The following is a 20,073-nucleotide window of genomic DNA, read 5'->3' as shown; positions in this document are numbered from 1 at the left end:
AATGAGCTCTATTCGCGGCCCTAGAGGAATGATGAAAGGCCCTGTAGTTAAGCCAAAGAATGCGAAAAAAACACTGTACAGAATCTGGTCATATATGGGGAAACGAAAACCTCCGCTTGCGGCTGCGATAATCTTAGTTATTGTGACTTCCCTGCTTAATTTATTAGGCCCTTATTTAATTGGGATTATTATTGATGAGCATATTATCCCTAAAGATATCAGCGGGACGATACGAATGTCCCTTATTCTTGCAGGAATTTATATCACGACATCTTTATTAACATGGCTGCAAACCTATTTAATGGTGAACGTTTCGTTTACAACTATTGGAATGCTCCGCCAAGATTTATTTGCAAAGCTTCAGACTCTCTCCCTTCGCTTTTTTGACAAACGAGCTCACGGAGAGTTAATGAGCAGAGTCACAAATGATATTGATAATCTAAACAACGCTCTGAGTCAAAGCGTTATTCAGGCTCTGTCCTCTATTTTGTCTTTAGTGGGCATTACCATTGCGATGTTCTCGCTCAACTGGATTCTTGCCATTATCACGCTGATTGTTATTCCATTGATGGTTATAATCGTTCGACAAATATTAAAACGCAGCAGTGAAAATTTTGTCAAACGCCAAAAAGACTTAGGTGAGCTAAACGGCTTTGTAGAAGAAGCTATCTCTGGAGGAGAAGTTGTTACGCTTTTTAGTAAAGAAAAAGAATTTTTAACTGTTTTTAATGAACGAAATGAACAGCTGAGAAGTTCAGCCACAAAAGCGGAAACATTTTCAGGCTTTTTAGGTCCTGTCACAAACTTTATTAACAACTTAGGCTTAGCACTAGTGATCGGAGCAGGAGCATTTATGGCGGTTCAAGGTAGCGTTACAGTTGGTATGATCGCTTCATTTGTTAACTACTCACGTCAGTTCTCTCGCCCAATCAGTCAAATGGCAAACTTAGTAAACACCATTCTTTCAGCTATTGCCGGCGCAGAGCGCGTATTTGCGATTATGGATGAGCAGCCGGACGTCACAAACAAGCCAAACGCTCTTTCTGTTACAAAATTTGCAGGGGACGTTGCTTTTGAGAACGTATCATTTGGCTATAACGATGAAAAAATGATTTTAAAAAATGTTACACTGACAGCAAAAAAAGGTGAAATGGTTGCTTTGGTCGGCCCGACAGGTTCTGGTAAAACAACCATCATTAACTTGCTCACACGATTTTATGACATCTCAAACGGAGACATTAAAATTGACGGACGTTCCATCAGTGACTATAACATCCATGATTTACGAAACCGAATCGGCATCGTTCTTCAAGATACCTATTTATTTTCCGGTACGATTGCGGATAACATTCGATTTGGCCGGTTAGATGCCAGCGATGAAGAAGTGAAAAGCGCCGCAAAGATGGCCAATGCTCATTCGTTTATCAAACATTTGCCTCAGCAATACAATACCGTGATTTCAGCTGGCGGAGGAAATTTAAGTGAAGGTCAAAAGCAGCTTTTATCGATTGCTCGAGCCATGCTTTCTGACTGTGATATTTTAATTTTAGACGAAGCTACTTCCAATATTGATACAAAAACAGAAATTGATATTCAACGAGGAATGAGTAATCTATTAAAAGGAAAAACAAGCTTTGTCATTGCCCACCGCCTTAAAACGATTGAAAATGCAGATCAAATTCTTGTCTTAAAAGACGGACAAATTATTGAAGAAGGAAATCATCGCGAGCTGCTAGATAAACAAGGGTTTTATCACAAGCTCTATACGCAACAGTTTACGATTTAAAAGAGGCTAAAATAAAAAGTATGGTAGTTTAAGGAAGGTCCGAACGAGTAATCGTTCGGACCTTTTCATTGTGTTGGTAAACGTAGCGTTCATCCAGTTAGTTGCTTCTAGCTGTTGATTGGAGAGCAAGGCGAAGACTCCTGCGGGAACAGCGGAAGGGATGAGACCTCGCAGGAGCGCAAGCAACGAGGAGGCTCATCGACTGCCCGCAGAAAGCGAAGCCTTGCACCGAAATCCACAGCGGTGTAATAAATGATCGATACGAGCTCCTTTCTTCCATTTGTTTATTTTTAGATTGAATTGATATAGTTATGTCTCAATCTCTTTTTCGTTCTATCATTTATCTATTACAGCTACAATTTTCCCTTTTACTCGACGAGTCGCCAGTTCATCTAATGCTGCTGGCACTTCGTCTAGTGAAATGACTTTTTCCACGAGTGCATTTAGCTTATTTTCTTGTAAAAGCAAAAGCATTCTATTTCCCATCTCCGCAAGTTTTCGCTGTTCTTTTACGTTATTAGACTGATGTACACTTCCTAATGCAACTTGATGAAACGATAGTGGGTGCGCAAACGAAATCGCATCGTTTACATTAGGCGGTCCTGCGATGAATGCAATTTGCCCATTAAAAGCAAGAGCCTTCACTGACTCGTCTGCATTGTCCCGTCCAACGGTATCCAAGACTAAATCTACACCAATTCCATCAGTAAGCTCGATCACTTTTTTCACAAAGTCTTCTTTACGGTAGTCGATTACATAATCAGCACCTAAACTGTTTACAAACTCCTGATTGGCTGAAGATGCGGTTGTGAGCACTGTAAGGCCTGCATTTTTCGCAAGCTGAATGGCAAACCCTCCAACCCCTCCAGCACCTGCATGAATTAAAATCGTTTGGCCTTTTGAAGCGTTCATTTTGTGAAACAATGCTTGATATGCTGTATATCCCGCACATGGAATAGCTGCAGCGTCTTCGAATGAAACTCCTTGCGGAATAAGAGAAACTGTGTGAGCTGTTGTCACTCCGTATTGTGCAAACCCGCCTTTTTTTGATAAATCGCTATGATACACAACGCGGTCTCCGACTTTGACAGTTGTGACTTCTTCTCCCACTTCCTCGACAACACCAGCTGAATCAAGTCCTAATACGTGAGGATATGTCCAACTAGGATTACCGCCGTTTCCTGTTTTATAATCTACAGGGTTCAGGGCAGTAGCTTTAATTTTAACTGAAATTTCACCTTTAGACGGACGCGGCTTTTGGATATTTCCGACTTTCATCTCACTTACTTTCCCTTTGCCTTCTAGCAGTAAAGCTTTCATCAAGATCTCCCCTTTTACATTTCTTCCTTCAATTAAAAGTTCTTTTTCAGTATAATAAATACATGTTGTTTACAAAAGACGGCACTTTCATGTAACCAGGTACCTTCCCGGTAACCTAGGTCTATGGATATTAAATTATTATATGCATATTTCATATCTGTTTATGAATGGAGGATTAACGGTGAAAGCACCCCACTATAATGTACCTGTTGAAGCAACGCTTGAAGTAATCGGCGGGAAATGGAAAGTCGTTATTTTATGCCTATTAAAAGAAGGCGAAAAACGTTTTAGTGAACTTCAGCGAGCTATGCCTGCTATTACCAAAAAAATGCTGTCTCAACAGCTAAAAGAATTAGAAAAAGACGGTGTGGTTAATAGAAAAGTATACAATGAAGTTCCTCCTAAAGTAGAGTACTCACTCAGTGAAGAAGGCGAAACATTACGAGAAATTTTAAATATGATGTGCGCATGGGGAGATAGAAGAATGGGAAACACCCCAAATTGCAGCTAAGTTCTCCTAGCGGCTCTGTTAAAACAAACGAATAGCTATTGCCAGGAGCTATTCGTTTTTGTTTTATCTATTCTCCTACTCTTTCTTGCGATCAACCCCTGTGTAAGAACATCTGACAACACTATAGAATTCTTTCGCATTTTCAGCTATGATGATGTCGAACGATGCAGCCAGAATTGTCGAAATAAAACTCAAGAATGATAGGTGATTCAATGATGCAATTAGGTTTAGATTTATCCCAAAAACAACTATTGAAATTGGCCATGACACCTGAATTACGTCAGTCTATCAACATTTTAAATTATTCTACGGCCGATTTAGTTCATTATCTTCATCAGCAAGTCAATGAAAATCCTGTAATTAAACTGTCTGCTAGCGACTCTCAGCAAAAAGATTCATTTGATACTCGAGAACAGCGTTCATATTCAAAAGGTTATACCGATGACGAGTATAATCCGTTTAATTATATATCTGATCAAACTGTGACATTAGAGAGTCATTTATTAGAGCAGCTGTCTATGCTAAATCATTTACACACACACCAAAAACACATCGTTCAATTTCTAATTGGAAACTTAAATAAAAACGGCTTTTTAGCAATTGAGCCAAAATTGGCAGCCGAACTGCTGAATGTTTCATTTAACGAAGTCAACGATATGATTCACGTTTTACAAAGCTTTGATCCGATTGGCGTGGGCGCTCAAAATTTTGTCGATTCACTGCTTATTCAAATTAAGGCCAAAAAGTCAAAGCCTCCTCTTTTATACGACGTGGTAAAACACGATATTGAAGATATTGCTAACAAAAAATATCGGAACATTTCAAAAAAATACTCTATTTCGATGCGTGAAGTACAAGAAATTGTTGACTGCTTGCGGACATTAAATCCTCGGCCAGCAGGAGATTTCCACGTCCCGCTTACGAAGTACATCTCGCCTGATGTAACGGCACAAAAAATTGACGGCCGCTATCATGTTATTCTTCATAGCGAGCTGCTTCCGTCCATCGAAATTAACAGTACCTACCAAAAGCTGGTTCATCGCTCTGCATGCGTAACAACCGATCGATACGTACAGGAAAAAATTCATGAAGCTACTTGGCTAATCAATAGTATTGAGCAGCGTAATGCGACGATTTACAACGTGTCCAAAGCCATTGTGGAACATCAGCAAGATTTTTTTGAAATGGGTATTTCGGGGCTAAAGCCGCTTACCTTAAAAGATATTGCTCAAAAAGTAGACTGTCACGAATCAACGGTAAGCCGTGCAACTAACGGAAAGTATATTCAAACGCCACGCGGGCTGTTTGAGCTAAAATACTTTTTTACCAATTCTTTAGAGCGAACTGATGGCGAACAAAGCAATTCTACTGCCTTTATAAAAGAAAAAATCAAAACATTAATTGCCGAAGAAAATAAGTTAAAGCCTCTTTCAGATCAAAAACTCATGTCTCTTCTTTCCAGCGAAGGAATTCAAATTTCAAGAAGAACAGTAGCTAAATACCGTGAAGAAGCAGGAATTGAAAGTTCTTCTAAACGGCGACGATTTTAATATTGCTTATTCTAAATTACAGCTTTATCCCTACTAAAAAGAACCCGTTGATTTTACTCAACAGGTTCTTTTTATCGGTTTCCAATAAATAAAAGCCATATGATATTGATACGTATATTCATATGTGTCATTTATTTTCTTTACATGCTGTAAAATAATCTTCTCAGTTTCTAACTTGTCAATATCTTTAGAAAGCACCTTTGTCGAGTTCTTCTTGATGAGATCTTCGTATGTCTCATAGGTTACCGTTTTGGTTATAGGAACCAGCTTACAATCTGCGTAAATACCCAGTTCATATAAAATATTTAGTAAGTCAATATATTCCTTACGGCGCCATTTAATTTCGTACCCAAGCTTTCTATGTAACTCTACGTAATGAGGCTTTTCTGGCCCCGTTGACATGCCGATAACCGCCAATCGATTAGCCGAATCATTCATATTTAAGAGACCATCGACAATATTATGCATACGGTAAAAACAGTTTATTCCTACTACGGCATCATAGTTATCTGTTAGACGCTCATACTCCCATTTACCTTCTATGAACTTTAGATTAGAGCGGGCATCTGATTGCGTTTGTAAGTAGCGAATAATGCTTGGCGAACAATCCATACACGTAAGTTCTTTTACATAATCAGCAATAGAAAACGTATAATTTCCCCAGCCAGGGCCAATTTCTATAACAGAGTCAGTTGGATTCAAAAAAGCAAGAAGCTCTTGTTGAAGCTGTTTTACTACAGGGTCATTTACTGAATTAAAAGACATTTTCTCTAAATACTGCTGCCAAAATTCATCTTCAGCTCGGTCGTTTATCATCCGTTCCGATATTGAACCGTCCCACTCTTTCAGCCCTTCCTGCCACTTTTTTACACGATCACTTTCATATATCGAAAATTTTGTAAGCTGCATGCATTCACGTTCCCCTCTTTTATACGTAAACCTATACTATCATAAAGAAAAAGAGAGTTCCTTTTTAAACTGGAACTCTCTTTTTATATTAGTTAAATTATGCTGCTGCCTCTTCCTCTGTGTGATGCTTCTCTTTTCTGGCATTGATATAAAACATTATCAATGAAAGAGTGATGAAGATTGCTGCAAAGATTCCAAGTACGCCAGCCTGATGCCATACATAGCCGAAATCATCACCAATGGAAATGATTTCACGGAAACCGCGAATTGCATAGGTCATAGGCAGGTACGGATTAATTGCCTGGAAGAATTCCGGTACAAGTGCTTTAGGGAATGTACCTGCACTGCCGCCAATTTGAAGCAGCAGAATAATAAAGGCTAAATACTGTCCTACTTTTCCTAACCCTGTTGTTAAGAACAAGATAAGTGTAAAGAACGTCACACCTGTAATCATGGTAAAGATATAGAAGTGCCAAATGCTTGTTACGTTTAAATGCAAGCCCCATAGAAGAGCTGTAACAGCAATCGCTGCCTGCAGCATACCTACAATAGTGATGACACTAAACTTACTTAAGAACCACGAAATGCCTGATGTCGGTCGAATTGATGGCTCTTTCATTGGATATACCGCTGAAAACATTAACGTTCCCGCAAACAAGCCAATACATAAGATGTATGGAGCTAATCCGACACCGTACTTCTCTACGTTGTTTTGTTTATCTGATTTTAAATCCGTTGGATTTGAAAACATGCTATATGTTTTATCATCTGCTTTAACATCTTTTGCATCTTTTGCACCATCTGCTAAAGATGAATGAAGCTCGCTTGTTCCATCTGATAATTTAGATGAACCATCATATAGTTTGGACGAACCATTTGTTAACTCTTTAGAACCATTTGCTAATTTGGTTGCCCCGTTTTCTAGCTGTGTTAAACCATTTGCTAGCGCTGCGCTTCCTTGTTCAGACTTTTTAAGTCCATTCACAAGTTGCTGCTGACCGTCAGCAAGCTTTCCTGCTCCTGTATGAGCATCAGCTATACCGCTGTTTAGCTCTGCAAATTTGCTGTTGAACTGCTTTTCTCCGTCTGCTAGTTTAACAGCACCATTATATACTTTCGTTTGTCCATCGTACAGCTGACTTTGTCCATCAGCAATTTTATTAATAGCGCTTTGAATATCTTCTCCACCTTTAGAAAGCTTTTGAAGCGCTGCTGATAATTCTTGCACTTTATCTACTTTTGCTTTTAGCTGCTCTGCTTTTTGCTGCTGTTCATCCATAAACTGCTGAGACGTCAGCTTTTTAATTCCTGCAATCAGCGTTTGTTTTTGCTCATCAGGAATGGACTCATTGCTGTTAATGCTGTCAATGAGAGCTTGCTGCTGCTGTTCAAGCTCTGCTTTTTTTGAATCGACCTGCTGTTTAATCTGGGTAATTTCCTGTTCCGCTTGATTAATTTGCTGCGTAACGCTGCTCACTTCAGCGTCCACTTGATTTAAGCCGCTTGTGAACTGCGGAAGCTTTCCTTGAAGTGTCTGCGTTCCATCATTAAGCTGTTTGGTTGCACTTTGTAACTTTGACAATCCATCTCGAACACCAACAGCTCCAGTTTCTAATTGACTAGAAGCGCTATATAATTGACTGCTTCCACTCTCTAGCTTCCCTAAACCGCTGTTTAGGTTGCCTAAGTTTTCATTAATTGTGTCCGCACCGTTTAGGAGCTTAGCAGCACCTGCATTTAAATCTGTTGCTCCTTTTCGTGCATCCGTTAATCCGTTTGCCAATTTAGCTGTACCGTCTTCGAATGTAACCGTGCTGTCTGCTAGTTTCTTCATGTTATCTCGCAGCGTTTTCGAGCCGTTTTCGAGCTCTCCTGCACCGTCACTTGCTTTTTGAAGACCGTCCGCTACTTGCTTAAAGCTGTCAAATACCGTTTCAGCATACTGCTTTGTGACTGCTTCTTTAATCTGATCATTGATTTTAGCCACTGCATTTGAGCTAATTTGAGCGCCTGAATAGTTCTTTCCAGCATTTGTATGATAGATAAATTTCATTTTTTTAGGATCTTTATCCATTAATGTTGTTGCATTTTTGGAGAAATTCTTTGGAATTTCTAACACTAAATAATAGTCCTCATTTTTTAAGCCTTCTAACGCTTTTTCCTTGTTCGTAAATTTCCAGTCAAATTTATCATTTTTCTTTAAATCATCAACAAAATCACGACCGACATTCAATTTCTTTCCATCTAACGTAGCACCTTTATCTTCATTTACCACTGCAACTGGAATTTGATCTGTTTTTCCATATGGATCCCAGTAAGCAGATAAAAAGATGACATTATAAAGTAATGGAACAAATAACAATCCGCAAATCACAACAATAGTCATTGGTTTGGAAAAGATTTTTTTCCATTCTCCTTTAATCATATTCATGTTTTTCAGCCTCCAATAATCCTTACTTCCGCCTGACTGTTTGACCGAAAAACATTTTCGGTCATTAAGTTCTGATTAATGTTACCATATTCACAAGAACAAGGTCAATCGTTATTCTATAATTAAAAGCTGATCTTAACAGAAAGTTTAAAATCAGCTTTTTTAAGATAGCTTTCATACTAAACACTACAGTTAAATCATTAACTTCATCCGCATCGTTTTTAACAAATGTCCATTAAATTCATCGTCAAATTCATCTACCAGCTGAAAACCTTTGGAGTGATAAAATGCACGGCCTATTCCGTTTTCCCTTTCTACATTAATGTAAACGATTTTTAATTCCTTCGAGCGCTTCATTCCTTTTTTCAGCAATTTTGAACCGATTCCTTTCCCTTGATAGGCAGGCAGTATATAGATAGATCCTAGTTCTATTTCCCCTTTGTTTTTCAAAGCATAAAAGTTAGCGTATCCTACGATTTTCTCATCAATAGTTGCTACATAAATGAACGAATTACGCAGGCGCCACAGCAGCCTTTTATTGGAGTATGCTTCTGAAAGAAACCGATTCTGAACGCTTCTAGGAATAATTCCTTCATATGTATCATACCAGCTCATCTTTGCGACGTATTGAACAGACGTAATATCTTCTTTTCTCATTTTGCGAATGATTACCTCCACTCACATCCCTCCTGACAATTTGCTGCTAAAATCGTACATAATTTCACCTGAAAAATATAGTTATAAATATATATTTTTAATTGTAACGCTCTAGAAGCATTGATTGATTTTAGAACCTTATGTATAATCGAGATAGATGCAAATTGAAAATGATTATCATTAACAGGAGTGCTGAATGATGAATTTAACTACCGTGAGTATTGGCGACAAAGTAAAAGTTAAAAACATTGAATTTTCAGATAGATCATTAGAACGCCGCCTTCTTTCTTTTGGAGTAAAAAAAGGCTGCGAACTATGCATGAAGCAAAAAACCATCTTAGGAGGACCTTGTATTATTGAATGTCAAGGTCAAATGATTAGCATCCGAAAACGAGATGCGGCTAAAATTGAGGTTGAGACAGCATGAGTACAATTGCACTTTTAGGAAATCCAAACACAGGAAAAACTTCTTTATTCAATATATTAACAGATTCCTATGAATACGTAGGAAACTGGAGCGGTGTAACCGTTGAAAAGAAAGTTGGGTCTATTAAAAAGCAAAACAGCCAGCTGGTTGATTTGCCTGGTGTGTATGATTTTACTCCTCTTTCTTCAGATGAAGCAGTGGTAACTAACTTTTTGTTAACCGGAGAATTTAACAGTATGCTGAATATTGTAGACGCTTCTCAGTTTGAAAGAAGCATGCATCTCACTATTCAAGCATTGGAATATGGAAAACCATTAGTAATCGGCTTAAATATGATTGATGTAGCGGAAAAACGCGGATTGACTTTTCATTTGGAGAAGCTTAGCACATCATTACATATTCCGATTTCTGCAATTATTGCCCGCAATGGAAAAGGAATTAATGAGCTTCTCTCCACTTTGAAGCAAGATTTAAAAGCTCCTTCATTTCAATTAAATTACGGGGAAACCGCTGAACACGCAATTCATATGATTCAAACAAAAGCAGATGTCAGCAGATGGATTGCCATTCAATTTTTAGCAGAAAATAGCGTAATTGAATCAACGTTAAAAGAAAAAACGAGTTACTTAGAGCTGCTTGAGCTTCGAAAAGCGGCTGCACAAAAATTAACCAAGCCGCTTAGCGAGCATTTCTTCGACGTGCGTACAGCATTTATTGAGCGCATTTCCAGCGAGTGTATCGTAAAGGGCAGCGAAACACCTCTAACCTTCACAGATCGAATCGATCGAATTGTGACGCATAAGTGGCTCGGTCTCCCTATTTTTCTTGGCTTAATGTATTTGATTTTTAATATTACGTTTACTTGGATTGGCGTTCCTCTCTCTGATAAACTCGACGGTTTTTTTGGCGGAACGCTCAGTAAAGGCGCTGATTCTCTTCTAAATGCAGCTGGTGCCGCTCCATTTATTCATGACTTAATTGTGGATGGCATCATCGCAGGCGTAGGCGGCGTACTAGTATTTGTACCACAAATTTTTGTCCTGTTCTTTTTCATTTCACTGCTTGAAGATTCAGGATACATGGCTCGAATTGCTGTAGTAATGGATCGTATCATGGAATTTTTCGGTTTGAACGGAAAAGCATTTATTCCGATGATTATTAGCTTTGGATGTAACGTACCGGGGATCATGGCCGCGCGTACAATTGAACAGCGAAAAGAGCGCCTTATGACCATTTTAGTAAATCCATTTATGAGCTGCTCAGCACGTCTTCCTGTATACGCTTTGTTTGTAGGTGCGTTTTTTGTGCAAAACGGAGCAGCTGTGGTGTTTTCTATGTACTTGCTTGGCATTATTTTAGCACTTGTTGTAACGAAAATTTTATCAGTAACGCTTCTTAAAGACGAACAATCAACTTTTATTGTTGAACTTCCTCCTTACCGCGTACCTCAAGCCAAGACTCTTTGGAGAAGCACGTGGGAAAAAGGCCGAAATTTCGTCCGAAAAGCTGGTACGGTTATTTTAGCTGGCTCTGTATTTATCTGGCTATCATCTTACGCTGGCCCTGGCGGTTTTGGAGTAGATATGGAAAATAGCTTTATGGCTATTATTGGAGGTGCTATCGCTCCTCTATTCATCCCTTTAGGTTTTGCGACATGGCAAGCTGTAGCATCACTGATTACAGGCTTCCTAGCGAAAGAAGTGGTTGTTTCGACTATGAGCATCATTTATAAAGTACAAGAAGGACAGCTTGGCGACACAATGAAGACATTCTTTACACCGCTAACAGCCTATACGTTTATGGTGTTTGTTCTTCTTTATGTTCCGTGCCTAGCAACTGTCGCTGTTATTCGACGAGAAACCGGCTCATTAAAATGGACAGCATTTGCTGTAGCCTATCCTTTGGTTGTCGCTTATCTCGTAGCTTTGCTTGTACACACTATTGGAAAAGTACTTGGTTTTTCTTAAAAGGAGTGAATAATATTGATTATTAACATTTTAATTGGGGTTTTGATATTTGGATATGCCCTTTATCATATGACAAAATTCTTCCGCAAAAGTACTCAGGGAAAATGTGCAAGCTGCGCACAGCAATCTTCTTGTGCAACGGATGATTGCGGTATTGAGTGGGATAAAACGATTCAAGAGGCTCAAAATCAATCATCTTAATACATTAAAAAAGCATCCTGATAGATGGGATGCTTTTTTAATGTTACGCAACTAGTTTTAAAATGAGATGAGAAAGGACTTCCTTTTCCTCTTCACTGCTGACTTTCCATAACTCATGAAGGACTTTTTCTTCTCGGTTTCGAGGTTCCTCATTTTTGGCTAAATAGCTAGCCACTTTTTTTGTGGCGGCCGTTAATTGTTCCTCACTTAACCCGAGCTTTTTACCGACATGAACTTTTTGACTTAAATAATCAGTAAACGTATCAAAGTTCTGCAAAATTGCTTCTTTTTTCTCCGTCCCTAAATTATCTGCCGTTTCTTCAATTTTATTCATGTCTTTTGTAGTTCCTTCATTCATTTGACTCACAGTTAACATCTCCCTTTTAGTGAATAGACTGGTATGTTCTTTCACGCTCAGCTTCTGGTTTTTCGTCTGGCGTCATCTTTTCCTTACTTATTTCAGAAGTTGCATCTTTCACTTTTTCACCAATTTGCTGTAAATCACTTTTAGCATCTTCTACCGTGGATTTTGCATCATGCGTAACGCTTTTCACATCTTCTGCTTGCTTAAAGAAATCTTCATTTACACGCTCGTACAAATGTTTGGCATCATTGATTGCATCTTTTAAAAGATTCGATGCGTTTTTCATTTGCTGCACCATTTTTTCTTTTGTTTCTTGAGGGTTTTCTTTTACTTGATTAATCATGTTTGTAGAAGAGTCCTTTAACGTAACAGCTCTTCTTTTAACAGACGAACGAGTTTTGCTATCGAGTAATGTTATACATCCACCCACAACTGCTCCGACAACAACACCTTTTACCAGCTTGCTGCTGCGACTTTTTCCGTTGCCAACAGCAGTAGGGCTATTAGCTGTCTGTGGATTGTTATTGATTCCTATATCGTTGTTAATGCCTGCGCTGTTGCTTACAGCAGGGTTTTGTAATTCAGATCGACTTCTTTCCATTTTTACTGCCTCCTTTAGCATTGTTATTGAGTGATTTCCCATCTTTTTTTATCTTTAAACAATTGAACACAAAAAACATGACTAAAGGCCACCTTTTAGCTCCTACTAGTCAAGAATAACTATGTAATAAAAAAGCTCCCCTTTTTTTACGGAAAAGCGCAAGCCGGATTTTTGTAAAAGGATTGTCAGCACCGGTATAATAAGAAGTACTTTAAAAGAAATCTTATACTATTGGTCATAGGGGTGAAGCAATTGAGCCAGCTTAATAAGGAATTTAACTGTGAAAAAGAATTGACGCTTGCTATTATCGGTGGAAAATGGAAGATGCTGATACTATGGCACTTAGGACGTGAAGGAACAAAACGGTTCGGGGAATTAAAATCGCTTATTCCTGATATTACGCCGCGCATGCTGGTTAATCAGCTGCGGGAACTGGAAGAAGATCTGATTGTTAATCGTAAAGTCTATCCTGTCGTACCACCTAAAGTCGAATACTCACTTACGAAAGAAGGAGAAAGTTTAATGCCTATTTTGACAGCTATGTACGATTGGGGTAAAAATTACCGTGATACAGTGCTCGCTAATCAAGAACAAAAGGCAGAAACGTTAATTAAATGATTGAAACTACTCCTTCTGTTCCATAGTTTTTATTTTTTATGCGGATGATGTTACTCAACATCATCCGCATTTTTAATGAAAATTAAGCGGTTACAAGACTGATATGTCCATTAGTATACTGCTGTATACTATCATTTTCCACACTATTTGCGGGAAAAGTGCGTACTTTTAAGAACCTCAAACTGCGGGTACAATAACTACACCAGCTGCTTTTTACGTAAAAAAGCACAAAAGGTATCTATAGATTTCTCTAAGGAGTGGAGTAGAATGGAATTACAATTAGCATTAGATCTTGTTAATATCGCTCAAGCAAAAGAGGTAGTAAAAGAAGTTGAAGAACATATTGATATCGTAGAAATCGGTACGCCCGTTGTAATCAATGAAGGGCTTCGCGCCGTTAAAGAAATTAAAGAAGCATTTCCTAACTTAAAAGTATTAGCTGACCTAAAAATTATGGATGCAGCTGGCTATGAAGTACAGCAAGCTTCTCAAGCTGGAGCAGACATCATTACCATCTTAGGTGTTGCTGAAGATATGTCAATTAAAGGTGCAGTTGAAGAAGCCAAAAAACAAGGTAAAAAAATTCTAGTCGATATGATTGGGGTAAAAGATATTAAAGGACGCGCAAAAGAGCTAGACGAATTTGGCGTTGACTATATCTGTGTACACACAGGATACGATCTTCAAGCAGTTGGTCAAAACTCTTTTGAAGATTTAGTAACAATCAAAAGCGTTGTAAAAAATGCAAAAACAGCCGTTGCTGGCGGCATTAAATTAGAATCTTTACCTGAAGTAGTAAAAGCACAGCCTGATCTTGTTATTGTTGGTGGAGGAATCACGAGCCAAGATGATAAAAAATCAGTTGCTTCTCAAATGAAAGAGCTTATTACAAATTAAGGAGCTTTCTATGCAGACGAGCGAACATTTAAAAACAGTTATGAATGAGCTTTTACAAACAACAGCTCTAATCGCTGATGATGAAGCTGAGCAGCTTGTAAATGGCATCATCTCATCTAAAAAAGTGTTTGTTACAGGAGCAGGCCGTTCAGGTCTTATGGGCAAGTCTTTTGCTATGCGTATGATGCATATGGGCATTGATTCTTATGTCATTGGAGAAACCGTGACTTCTACTTTCACAAAGGATGATTTATTAATCATCGGATCAGGTTCTGGCGAGACAAAGAGCTTGATTCCTATCGCTCAAAAAGCAAAAGAACTTGGAGGAAAAGTTGGAGTAGTCACAATTTCTCCCGATTCCACGCTTGGCAAGCTGGCTGACTTTATCGTGAAGCTGCCTGGTGCTCCGAAGGATCAAGAACAAAGCAGTTATCAAACAGTGCAGCCTATGGCGTCACTGTTTGAACAAACGCTTCTTCTCTTTTACGATGCGCTGATTCTTCGCTTCATGGAGAAGAAAGAACTTGATACCCATACAATGTACGGAAAGCACGCAAATTTAGAATAAAAAAAGGTCTTGCTCTAGGCAAGACCTTTTTTGTTTTGAAACTTTTTATTTCACCGAATATTTATTTATCGCATAACTAAATGTACTTTATCATTAACTTTTTTTAAAAGCCTTATTCGAATTTTGTTGCATCTCTATAAAAGGGCTGCTTTGCAACTTTAATCGAGTCTGTTGGGCATCCTTCCTACGCTTCCATCATCTCATCTTGCCGATCTTCAGGAACTTCTTTTGTTCCTTCATTGTTATCTAGCACTGCATAAGCAAGACCTTCTGAATCATAATCATAAAGACCTAGTGCGCTCTCTCCACATGCTCCGCAAGCAATACATGTTTCCTTATCTACTATTGTAAAAGCCATAAAAAAACCTCCTTTACCTTTTCACTTTCTCTTTCAGAAAGTTACGTTCAGTATAAGAAGGTTTTTTAAAATTCGTCTTAAATTATTTACTTGGATTCTCTGATATTCTCAAACATTTCATCTACATTTGGCTTTTTCTTAATTAATCCTGACTCTTTTAACCAGTCCACATTTGACTGCCATGATTCTTTCGTTTGACTGCCAAATCCATGTTCAGACTTCATTTTCGGAAGTAAAATATTTAAACTTTTTGTTTCCACGTCTTTTTCAAGAGGAAAGTTTGATTTATCTTGGTTATCTAATAGAATTTGAAGTGATTCTTTTGGATGCTTCTCTGTGTACTCATATCCTTTTGTCGCAGCACGCCAAAACGCTTTAATCGTATCAGAATCTTTTGCCCACGTTTGATCCCCAGTAACTGCCACTAGCTCATAGTAAGATGGTACGCCGTAATCCGAAGGATCAATGTCAACAGTTTTATATCCTTTTTTCTGAAGCAATGGTACTTCATGGTTAATATATGCACCTATTACGGCATCTACTTTTTTGCTAATCAGCGATGAATTTAACTCAAATCCTACGTCTACTAGTTTTACTTTATTCGGATCTCCTCCATCGCTTTTCACCATTTTCTTTAGAACAGATTCACTTAATGGTGTTCCGCTGTAGCCTACTACTTTTCCTTCTAAATCTTTAGGACGCTTAATACCGCTATCTTTCAGCGCCACAACTCGGTTCAACGGAGACCTTACGATTGCTCCTACCGACTTTACCGGCACATCTTCATTTGCTCGTGCCATTGCTACATCAGGCTGATAATAAAGGCCGAGCGTAACTTTCCCCGCAGCTGCTAAATTAAGCGAGTCTGTTGGATTAGCAGGAAACTGTACTTTTACATTCAGCCCTTCTTTTTTGAAATATCCTTTTTCTTGTGCAGCGTAAATGAAGCTGTGCACTGCATTTGGGTACCAATCAAGCATAATTGTAACGTCTTTTAATTTTTTACTGTCACCAGCTTTATTTTCCTTGTCCTGGCCGCAAGCAGCGAGCATCAAAACAAGCATCAGGCTTAAGCCAATTACAAACCATTTTTTCATTCTGTTTTCCTCCACTTTAATGAACGTTTTTCGAAACCTACTACAATAATAAAGAATAAAATACCAAGCGCGGATAAAATCACAATTGGTGCAAATACACCAGCTGCATCAAACTGCGTCATCATGCGACGACTGAAATATCCTAAGCCTGCTTGTGCACCTAACCATTCCCCAATAGCCGCACCTATTATACTAAAGGTAACCGCTACTTTGAGCCCTGAATAAAAATGAGGCAGTGCAGAAGGAATGTTCAGCTTAAAAAATATATCTTTTTTTGTTGCTCCCATCGTTAACATGAGTTCTTTTAACTCTTTGTTTGTGGAACGAAGCCCGTCAAACGTGCTAACGGTAATGGGAAAAAACGTAATTAATACGGTCACAATCACTTTGCTCCAAATGGAGTAGCCAAACCACAGCACAAATACAGGAGCAATGGCAATGGTCGGGATCATTTGTGACGCAATAATAAGCGGATAGAAAGCACGCTCAATAAGCGGGCTCCAATTCATCCACACGGCCAGCATAACTCCCAGCACCACGGATATAATCAGCCCAATTACGACAATAGATAGCGTAGCTGGTAAATGCTTAAACAATAAATCCATTCGCAGCTCCCAAAGCTTCGTTAAAATACCGGTGGGCGTTGGTAAAATAAATGGATAGTTTACAACGCGTGCTCCAATTTCCCAAGCAGCCAGCAAAATGACGACTAAAATAACTGAAGCCCCGTATTTTTTCATGTGTTCACCTTCGATCTAAGCTGTTCAATTAAATAATCTTTCACGTCAAGCACACGCTGTTGATTCAAATCTTTTTGCGTTCGAGGTCTGCTAAGCGGCACTTGAATCTCTTCAAGATGACTTACCGGCTTGTCTGAAAAGATAAAAATACGATCTGATAAAAAAAGCGCTTCGTTTACGTCATGAGTGATAAATAAGATGGTGTGCTTACGCTTTTGCCATTGTTCAAGCAGCCATTCCTGCATCGATAAACGCGTAATGGCATCAAGCGCACTAAAAGGCTCATCTAAAAGCAGCACGTTAGAACCGCTTAATACCGTTCGCAGAAAAGAAACACGCTGCTTCATCCCTCCAGATAAATCACTTGGAAAACGATCTTCATACCCTTTTAAACCAAACTCTTCGAGCAGCTGAGATACTTGCTTATGAGCACTTGCTTTTGACACATTGTGAAGCTCAAGCGGCAGCGCTGCATTGTCTAAAATCGTGCGCCACGGAAGAAGCAAATCTTGCTGCGGCATGTAGCCCACTTTTCCAAGCCGCTTTTCATAAGACTGTCCATTAATCACGATATCGCCTTCACTCTGCTGTTCAAGACCTGTAATGAGACGAAACAACGTACTTTTCCCAGAACCGCTCGCTCCAACGATACTGACAAACTCGCCTTCTTTCACGTCTAAGTTTAATGATGTTAAAATCGGTTGATCACCGTTTTTGTACGTAAAACTGACGTTTTGAAAAGATAACACAGACTTATTCATGAATTGGCCACATCGCTTCGTTATAAGCCATATCCCAGAACATATACTCAAAACGCGTTGTATTTAAGAAAATTTCTTCGAGCTTTTCTAACTCCGCTTCTGATTTGTCTTCAGTAAGTGAGTCGAATAAATTAATGCACCATGTTGCTAGTTCTCCAAATTCTTCTGAGCTGTACATTTCAATCCACTCTCGATAAAACTCATTTTCAGCTCCAGGCTTTTCACTGAGTTCTTTTCCTATTTCCCAATAGCTCCACATACAAGGCAAAAGAGCCGCCACTAATTCAGCTAATGTTCCGCTTTGACCAACGTGCAGCATATAGTGTGTGTATGCAAGCGTTGTAGGAGATGGCTGCGCTTTTTCTAATTCTTTTTCGCTGATTTCAAATTTCTTGGCATACTCACGGTGCAGGCTCATTTCTTCGTTTAATGTAGAATCCAAAAGTGCAGCAAATTTCCCCATCGTTTGAAGATCGGTAGCTTTCATGGCTCCAATCGCAAATAATTTGGCATAATCAATTAGGTAAAGGTAATCTTGAATCATGTAAAAGCGAAACTTCTCCTTTTCAAGCGTTCCGTCTCCCATTCCTTGTACAAAGGGATGATTATGATTTTGACGCCAAATAGGCTGCAGCTTTTCGTATAATCGTTCACTAAATTTCATGATGATCACTCCTTATGCGTATGCAGCCACGTATAAATGAACTGCACCATCACTTTTGTATATTGAACAAGCTGATTTATATCTAATTGTTCGTTCACAGCATGTGCATTTGCTAAATTTCCCGGACCGTAAATAGCGGCCGGAATCCCCGCATCAGCTAGCCATCCCCCATCTGTTACGCTAGTTGACACATCAATTGGAGGTTTTTTCCCTTCTATTTGTTCATGAGTATTTGCAAGCAGCTGTACTCCAGCATGATTTTCATCAATTTCTAATGAGGGGAAGATTTCTCCTCTGTCTTCAATCATTGACGTGCCTCCCCATTCAAAGGTTGGCAGATTATCTTTTAACCATGGATCTGCTTTTGCAATAGCTAAAATGTATTCTTCCACTTCTTTTGATACTTGATCGTATGATTCATTAGGATAATAGTGAACGGTGACCCACAGCCTGCATTCATCTGCAATAAAAGCAGCATGTCTTCCACCTTCGATCACTGCTGGATTAATCGTGTTTGTCCCTGGCAAAAACCCTGGATAGCTCTTTGTAACAGCCCAGTGGCGCTCCAATTCTTGCAGCACTCCGATCACTTTTGCCATCTTCTCAATAGCACTCGCAGCTAACAGCCCTCCTCCAGCATGAATCATACTTCGGCGTGTACCGTCATGATAGGTTTTACTGCTTTTTATCGTAATCCAGCCCGTGATCACTCCGCCTTGACCTTGAATATGTAAATCACTCGTATCGGCAACAAGCGCAAAGTCAGCTGTATATCCTTTCTGACAGCATTGCAGCGTACCTGCCTCTCCCACTTCTTCTCCTACAACGGATTCAAAAATCAAGTCTCCCGGCAGTTCGATTTCTGCTTCTGTTAAAAGCTGAACTGCAAATAATGCTCCTGCCAAGCCGCCTTTCATATCAGCAACTCCGCGTCCGATTATCATGTTGTCTTTTACCACAGCTTCAAATGGATTTGTCTCCCACTTTTCATTTTCTTGTACCTCAGCTACATCCATATGCCCGTTAATAATTAAACTTTGATAGTCAGCTGATTTTTTTCCTTTTAACGTGCCCGCTACAATAGGATCGTTGCAATATAAATCCCACATATCGATGGAAAAACCGCAGTTTTTAAGAAAATCCGCTACGTAGCGCTGCGCTTCATGAGAATTTCGTGCAGGAGGCGCTGGCGTTTTATATGAAACAAGCGTTTTTACTAACTGGATTAGCTCCCCTTTGCGATCCTCTACCTGTTTGACAAGCAAATCAATTGTTTCTTCCATGTATGACACCTTCCTTTACGCATAAAAAAACACTTCTTTCGCAGGAAAGAAGTGTTTTTGTTTATATACAAAAAATTATTATAACGAGTTCGTAAGGAAATACCATACAAAACATCCATTACAATACCTCTTTCCTACGCTAGTATTACCTAGTTCAGGTCATAAGGGTTAAGACTTCTCGTCTCTCTCAGCTTAGAAAGCACCCCTAGTGGCGTTGTATCTCTATAAAATTAAACGATTATCATATGTTTACCTGTAATAGTTTTATCATAGTAAAGCGTTTTATTCAATAGAAAGGTTCATGATTTAGCAATGAAAATAGTTTCCTTTTTAGTAAAATAAAAAGCACACACCTTTTTTCAG

20 protein-coding genes, 1 pseudogene and 1 riboswitch are annotated in these 20,073 nt (G+C 39.0%); of the genes and pseudogenes, 9 read left to right on the top strand and 12 right to left on the bottom strand.

All coding sequences use genetic code 11. From position 1 onward, the window contains the following. The first annotated feature begins 1 nt into the window (after position 1). Positions 2–1,786 (top strand): ABC transporter ATP-binding protein, encoded by a 1,785-nt coding sequence (locus LJC66_RS04295; protein WP_195697115.1) that lies wholly within the window; start codon positions 2–4, stop codon positions 1,784–1,786. A gap of 336 nt (positions 1,787–2,122) precedes the next feature. On the opposite strand, the gene LJC66_RS04290 is transcribed toward LJC66_RS04295, so the two are convergent. Beyond that, positions 2,123–3,106 carry a zinc-binding dehydrogenase gene (locus LJC66_RS04290; protein ID WP_230931864.1) on the bottom strand — a complete coding sequence of 328 codons (984 nt, stop codon included), beginning with the start codon at positions 3,104–3,106 and terminating at the stop codon, positions 2,123–2,125. Positions 3,107–3,269: 163 nt separating this feature from the next. On the opposite strand from LJC66_RS04290, the gene LJC66_RS04285 reads away from it, so the two are divergent. After that, positions 3,270–3,617, top strand: coding sequence for a winged helix-turn-helix transcriptional regulator (locus tag LJC66_RS04285; protein WP_034668472.1), 348 nt, complete (start codon positions 3,270–3,272; stop codon positions 3,615–3,617). Positions 3,618–3,829: 212 nt separating this feature from the next. Next, positions 3,830–5,167 (top strand): RNA polymerase factor sigma-54, encoded by a 1,338-nt coding sequence (gene rpoN / locus LJC66_RS04280; RefSeq protein ID WP_230931863.1) that lies wholly within the window; start codon positions 3,830–3,832, stop codon positions 5,165–5,167. Positions 5,168–5,224: 57 nt separating this feature from the next. Here rpoN and LJC66_RS04275 read toward each other — a convergent pair whose 3' ends face one another. The 3 genes from LJC66_RS04275 to LJC66_RS04265 all read right to left on the bottom strand — a co-directional run bounded on the left by LJC66_RS04275 (position 5,225) and on the right by LJC66_RS04265 (position 9,185). After that, the gene (locus tag LJC66_RS04275; RefSeq protein WP_230931862.1) at positions 5,225–6,076 is read right to left on the bottom strand and encodes a class I SAM-dependent methyltransferase; all 852 of its coding nucleotides are present in this window, start codon (positions 6,074–6,076) and stop codon (positions 5,225–5,227) included. A 97-nt stretch (positions 6,077–6,173) separates the two neighbouring features. Then, on the bottom strand, positions 6,174–8,507 hold the full coding sequence (locus tag LJC66_RS04270) for a YhgE/Pip domain-containing protein (RefSeq protein WP_230931861.1): 2,334 nt from the start codon (positions 8,505–8,507) through the stop codon (positions 6,174–6,176). Positions 8,508–8,699: 192 nt separating this feature from the next. Next, on the bottom strand, positions 8,700–9,185 hold the full coding sequence (locus LJC66_RS04265; protein ID WP_230931860.1) for a GNAT family N-acetyltransferase: 486 nt from the start codon (positions 9,183–9,185) through the stop codon (positions 8,700–8,702). A gap of 175 nt (positions 9,186–9,360) precedes the next feature. Here LJC66_RS04265 and LJC66_RS04260 point away from each other — a divergent pair, with 175 nt between their 5' ends. The 3 genes from LJC66_RS04260 to LJC66_RS04250 are packed head-to-tail and all read left to right on the top strand — an operon-like array spanning position 9,361 to position 11,759. Further along, the gene (locus LJC66_RS04260; protein ID WP_374199169.1) at positions 9,361–9,591 is read left to right on the top strand and encodes a FeoA family protein; all 231 of its coding nucleotides are present in this window, start codon (positions 9,361–9,363) and stop codon (positions 9,589–9,591) included. Continuing rightward, a complete protein-coding gene (gene feoB / locus LJC66_RS04255) occupies positions 9,588–11,558 on the top strand; it encodes a ferrous iron transport protein B (RefSeq protein WP_230931859.1) in 1,971 nt (656 codons plus the stop codon). The genes LJC66_RS04260 and feoB overlap by 4 nt, the downstream gene beginning before the upstream one ends. 15 nt (positions 11,559–11,573) lie before the next feature. Further along, a complete protein-coding gene (locus LJC66_RS04250) occupies positions 11,574–11,759 on the top strand; it encodes a FeoB-associated Cys-rich membrane protein (RefSeq protein ID WP_057239211.1) in 186 nt (61 codons plus the stop codon). A 43-nt stretch (positions 11,760–11,802) separates the two neighbouring features. On the opposite strand, the gene LJC66_RS04245 is transcribed toward LJC66_RS04250, so the two are convergent. Both LJC66_RS04245 and LJC66_RS04240 read right to left on the bottom strand, forming a co-directional pair. Continuing rightward, complete coding sequence (locus LJC66_RS04245) at positions 11,803–12,126, bottom strand: DUF3243 domain-containing protein (RefSeq protein WP_013055602.1); 324 nt, start codon at positions 12,124–12,126, stop codon at positions 11,803–11,805. A gap of 16 nt (positions 12,127–12,142) precedes the next feature. Further along, positions 12,143–12,724: a hypothetical protein gene (locus tag LJC66_RS04240; protein ID WP_230931858.1), complete on the bottom strand. Its 582-nt coding sequence runs from the start codon at positions 12,722–12,724 to the stop codon at positions 12,143–12,145. Positions 12,725–12,976: 252 nt separating this feature from the next. Between LJC66_RS04240 and hxlR the strand changes: the two genes are divergently transcribed. The 3 genes from hxlR (at position 12,977) to hxlB (ending at position 14,807) form a co-directional block, all read left to right on the top strand. Beyond that, a complete protein-coding gene (gene hxlR, locus LJC66_RS04235; protein ID WP_028407618.1) occupies positions 12,977–13,342 on the top strand; it encodes a transcriptional activator HxlR in 366 nt (121 codons plus the stop codon). Positions 13,343–13,609: 267 nt separating this feature from the next. After that, complete coding sequence (gene hxlA / locus LJC66_RS04230; protein WP_028407617.1) at positions 13,610–14,239, top strand: 3-hexulose-6-phosphate synthase; 630 nt, start codon at positions 13,610–13,612, stop codon at positions 14,237–14,239. A 10-nt stretch (positions 14,240–14,249) separates the two neighbouring features. After that, positions 14,250–14,807 (top strand): 6-phospho-3-hexuloisomerase, encoded by a 558-nt coding sequence (gene hxlB / locus LJC66_RS04225; protein ID WP_195695254.1) that lies wholly within the window; start codon positions 14,250–14,252, stop codon positions 14,805–14,807. A gap of 112 nt (positions 14,808–14,919) precedes the next feature. Here hxlB and LJC66_RS04220 read toward each other — a convergent pair. From LJC66_RS04220 to LJC66_RS04195, 6 genes and pseudogenes are all read right to left on the bottom strand, one after another. Then, positions 14,920–15,165 (bottom strand): annotated as a pseudogene (locus LJC66_RS04220) (ferredoxin). Between the two features lie 86 nt (positions 15,166–15,251). Further along, entirely contained in the window at positions 15,252–16,262 is a 1,011-nt protein-coding gene (locus LJC66_RS04215; RefSeq protein WP_230931857.1) for an ABC transporter substrate-binding protein, read from the bottom strand. After that, positions 16,259–17,002, bottom strand: coding sequence for an ABC transporter permease (locus LJC66_RS04210; RefSeq protein ID WP_230931856.1), 744 nt, complete (start codon positions 17,000–17,002; stop codon positions 16,259–16,261). Before LJC66_RS04210 ends, LJC66_RS04215 begins: the two co-directional genes overlap by 4 nt. Beyond that, complete coding sequence (locus tag LJC66_RS04205; RefSeq protein ID WP_230931855.1) at positions 16,999–17,763, bottom strand: ABC transporter ATP-binding protein; 765 nt, start codon at positions 17,761–17,763, stop codon at positions 16,999–17,001. Before LJC66_RS04205 ends, LJC66_RS04210 begins: the two co-directional genes overlap by 4 nt. After that, positions 17,756–18,427: a thiaminase II gene (gene tenA, locus LJC66_RS04200; protein ID WP_230931854.1), complete on the bottom strand. Its 672-nt coding sequence runs from the start codon at positions 18,425–18,427 to the stop codon at positions 17,756–17,758. The genes LJC66_RS04205 and tenA overlap by 8 nt, the downstream gene beginning before the upstream one ends. Positions 18,428–18,432: 5 nt before the next feature. After that, positions 18,433–19,710 carry an acetylornithine deacetylase gene (locus tag LJC66_RS04195; protein ID WP_230931853.1) on the bottom strand — a complete coding sequence of 426 codons (1,278 nt, stop codon included), beginning with the start codon at positions 19,708–19,710 and terminating at the stop codon, positions 18,433–18,435. Positions 19,711–19,824: 114 nt separating this feature from the next. Then, positions 19,825–19,927, bottom strand: a riboswitch (TPP riboswitch). Positions 19,928–20,073 lie beyond the last annotated feature (146 nt).

This window comes from Priestia sp. TSO9 (genome assembly GCF_021029645.1).
Taxonomy (GTDB): domain Bacteria; phylum Bacillota; class Bacilli; order Bacillales; family Bacillaceae_H; genus Priestia; species Priestia megaterium_E.
This window is presented reverse-complemented; position numbering and strand designations above follow the sequence as displayed.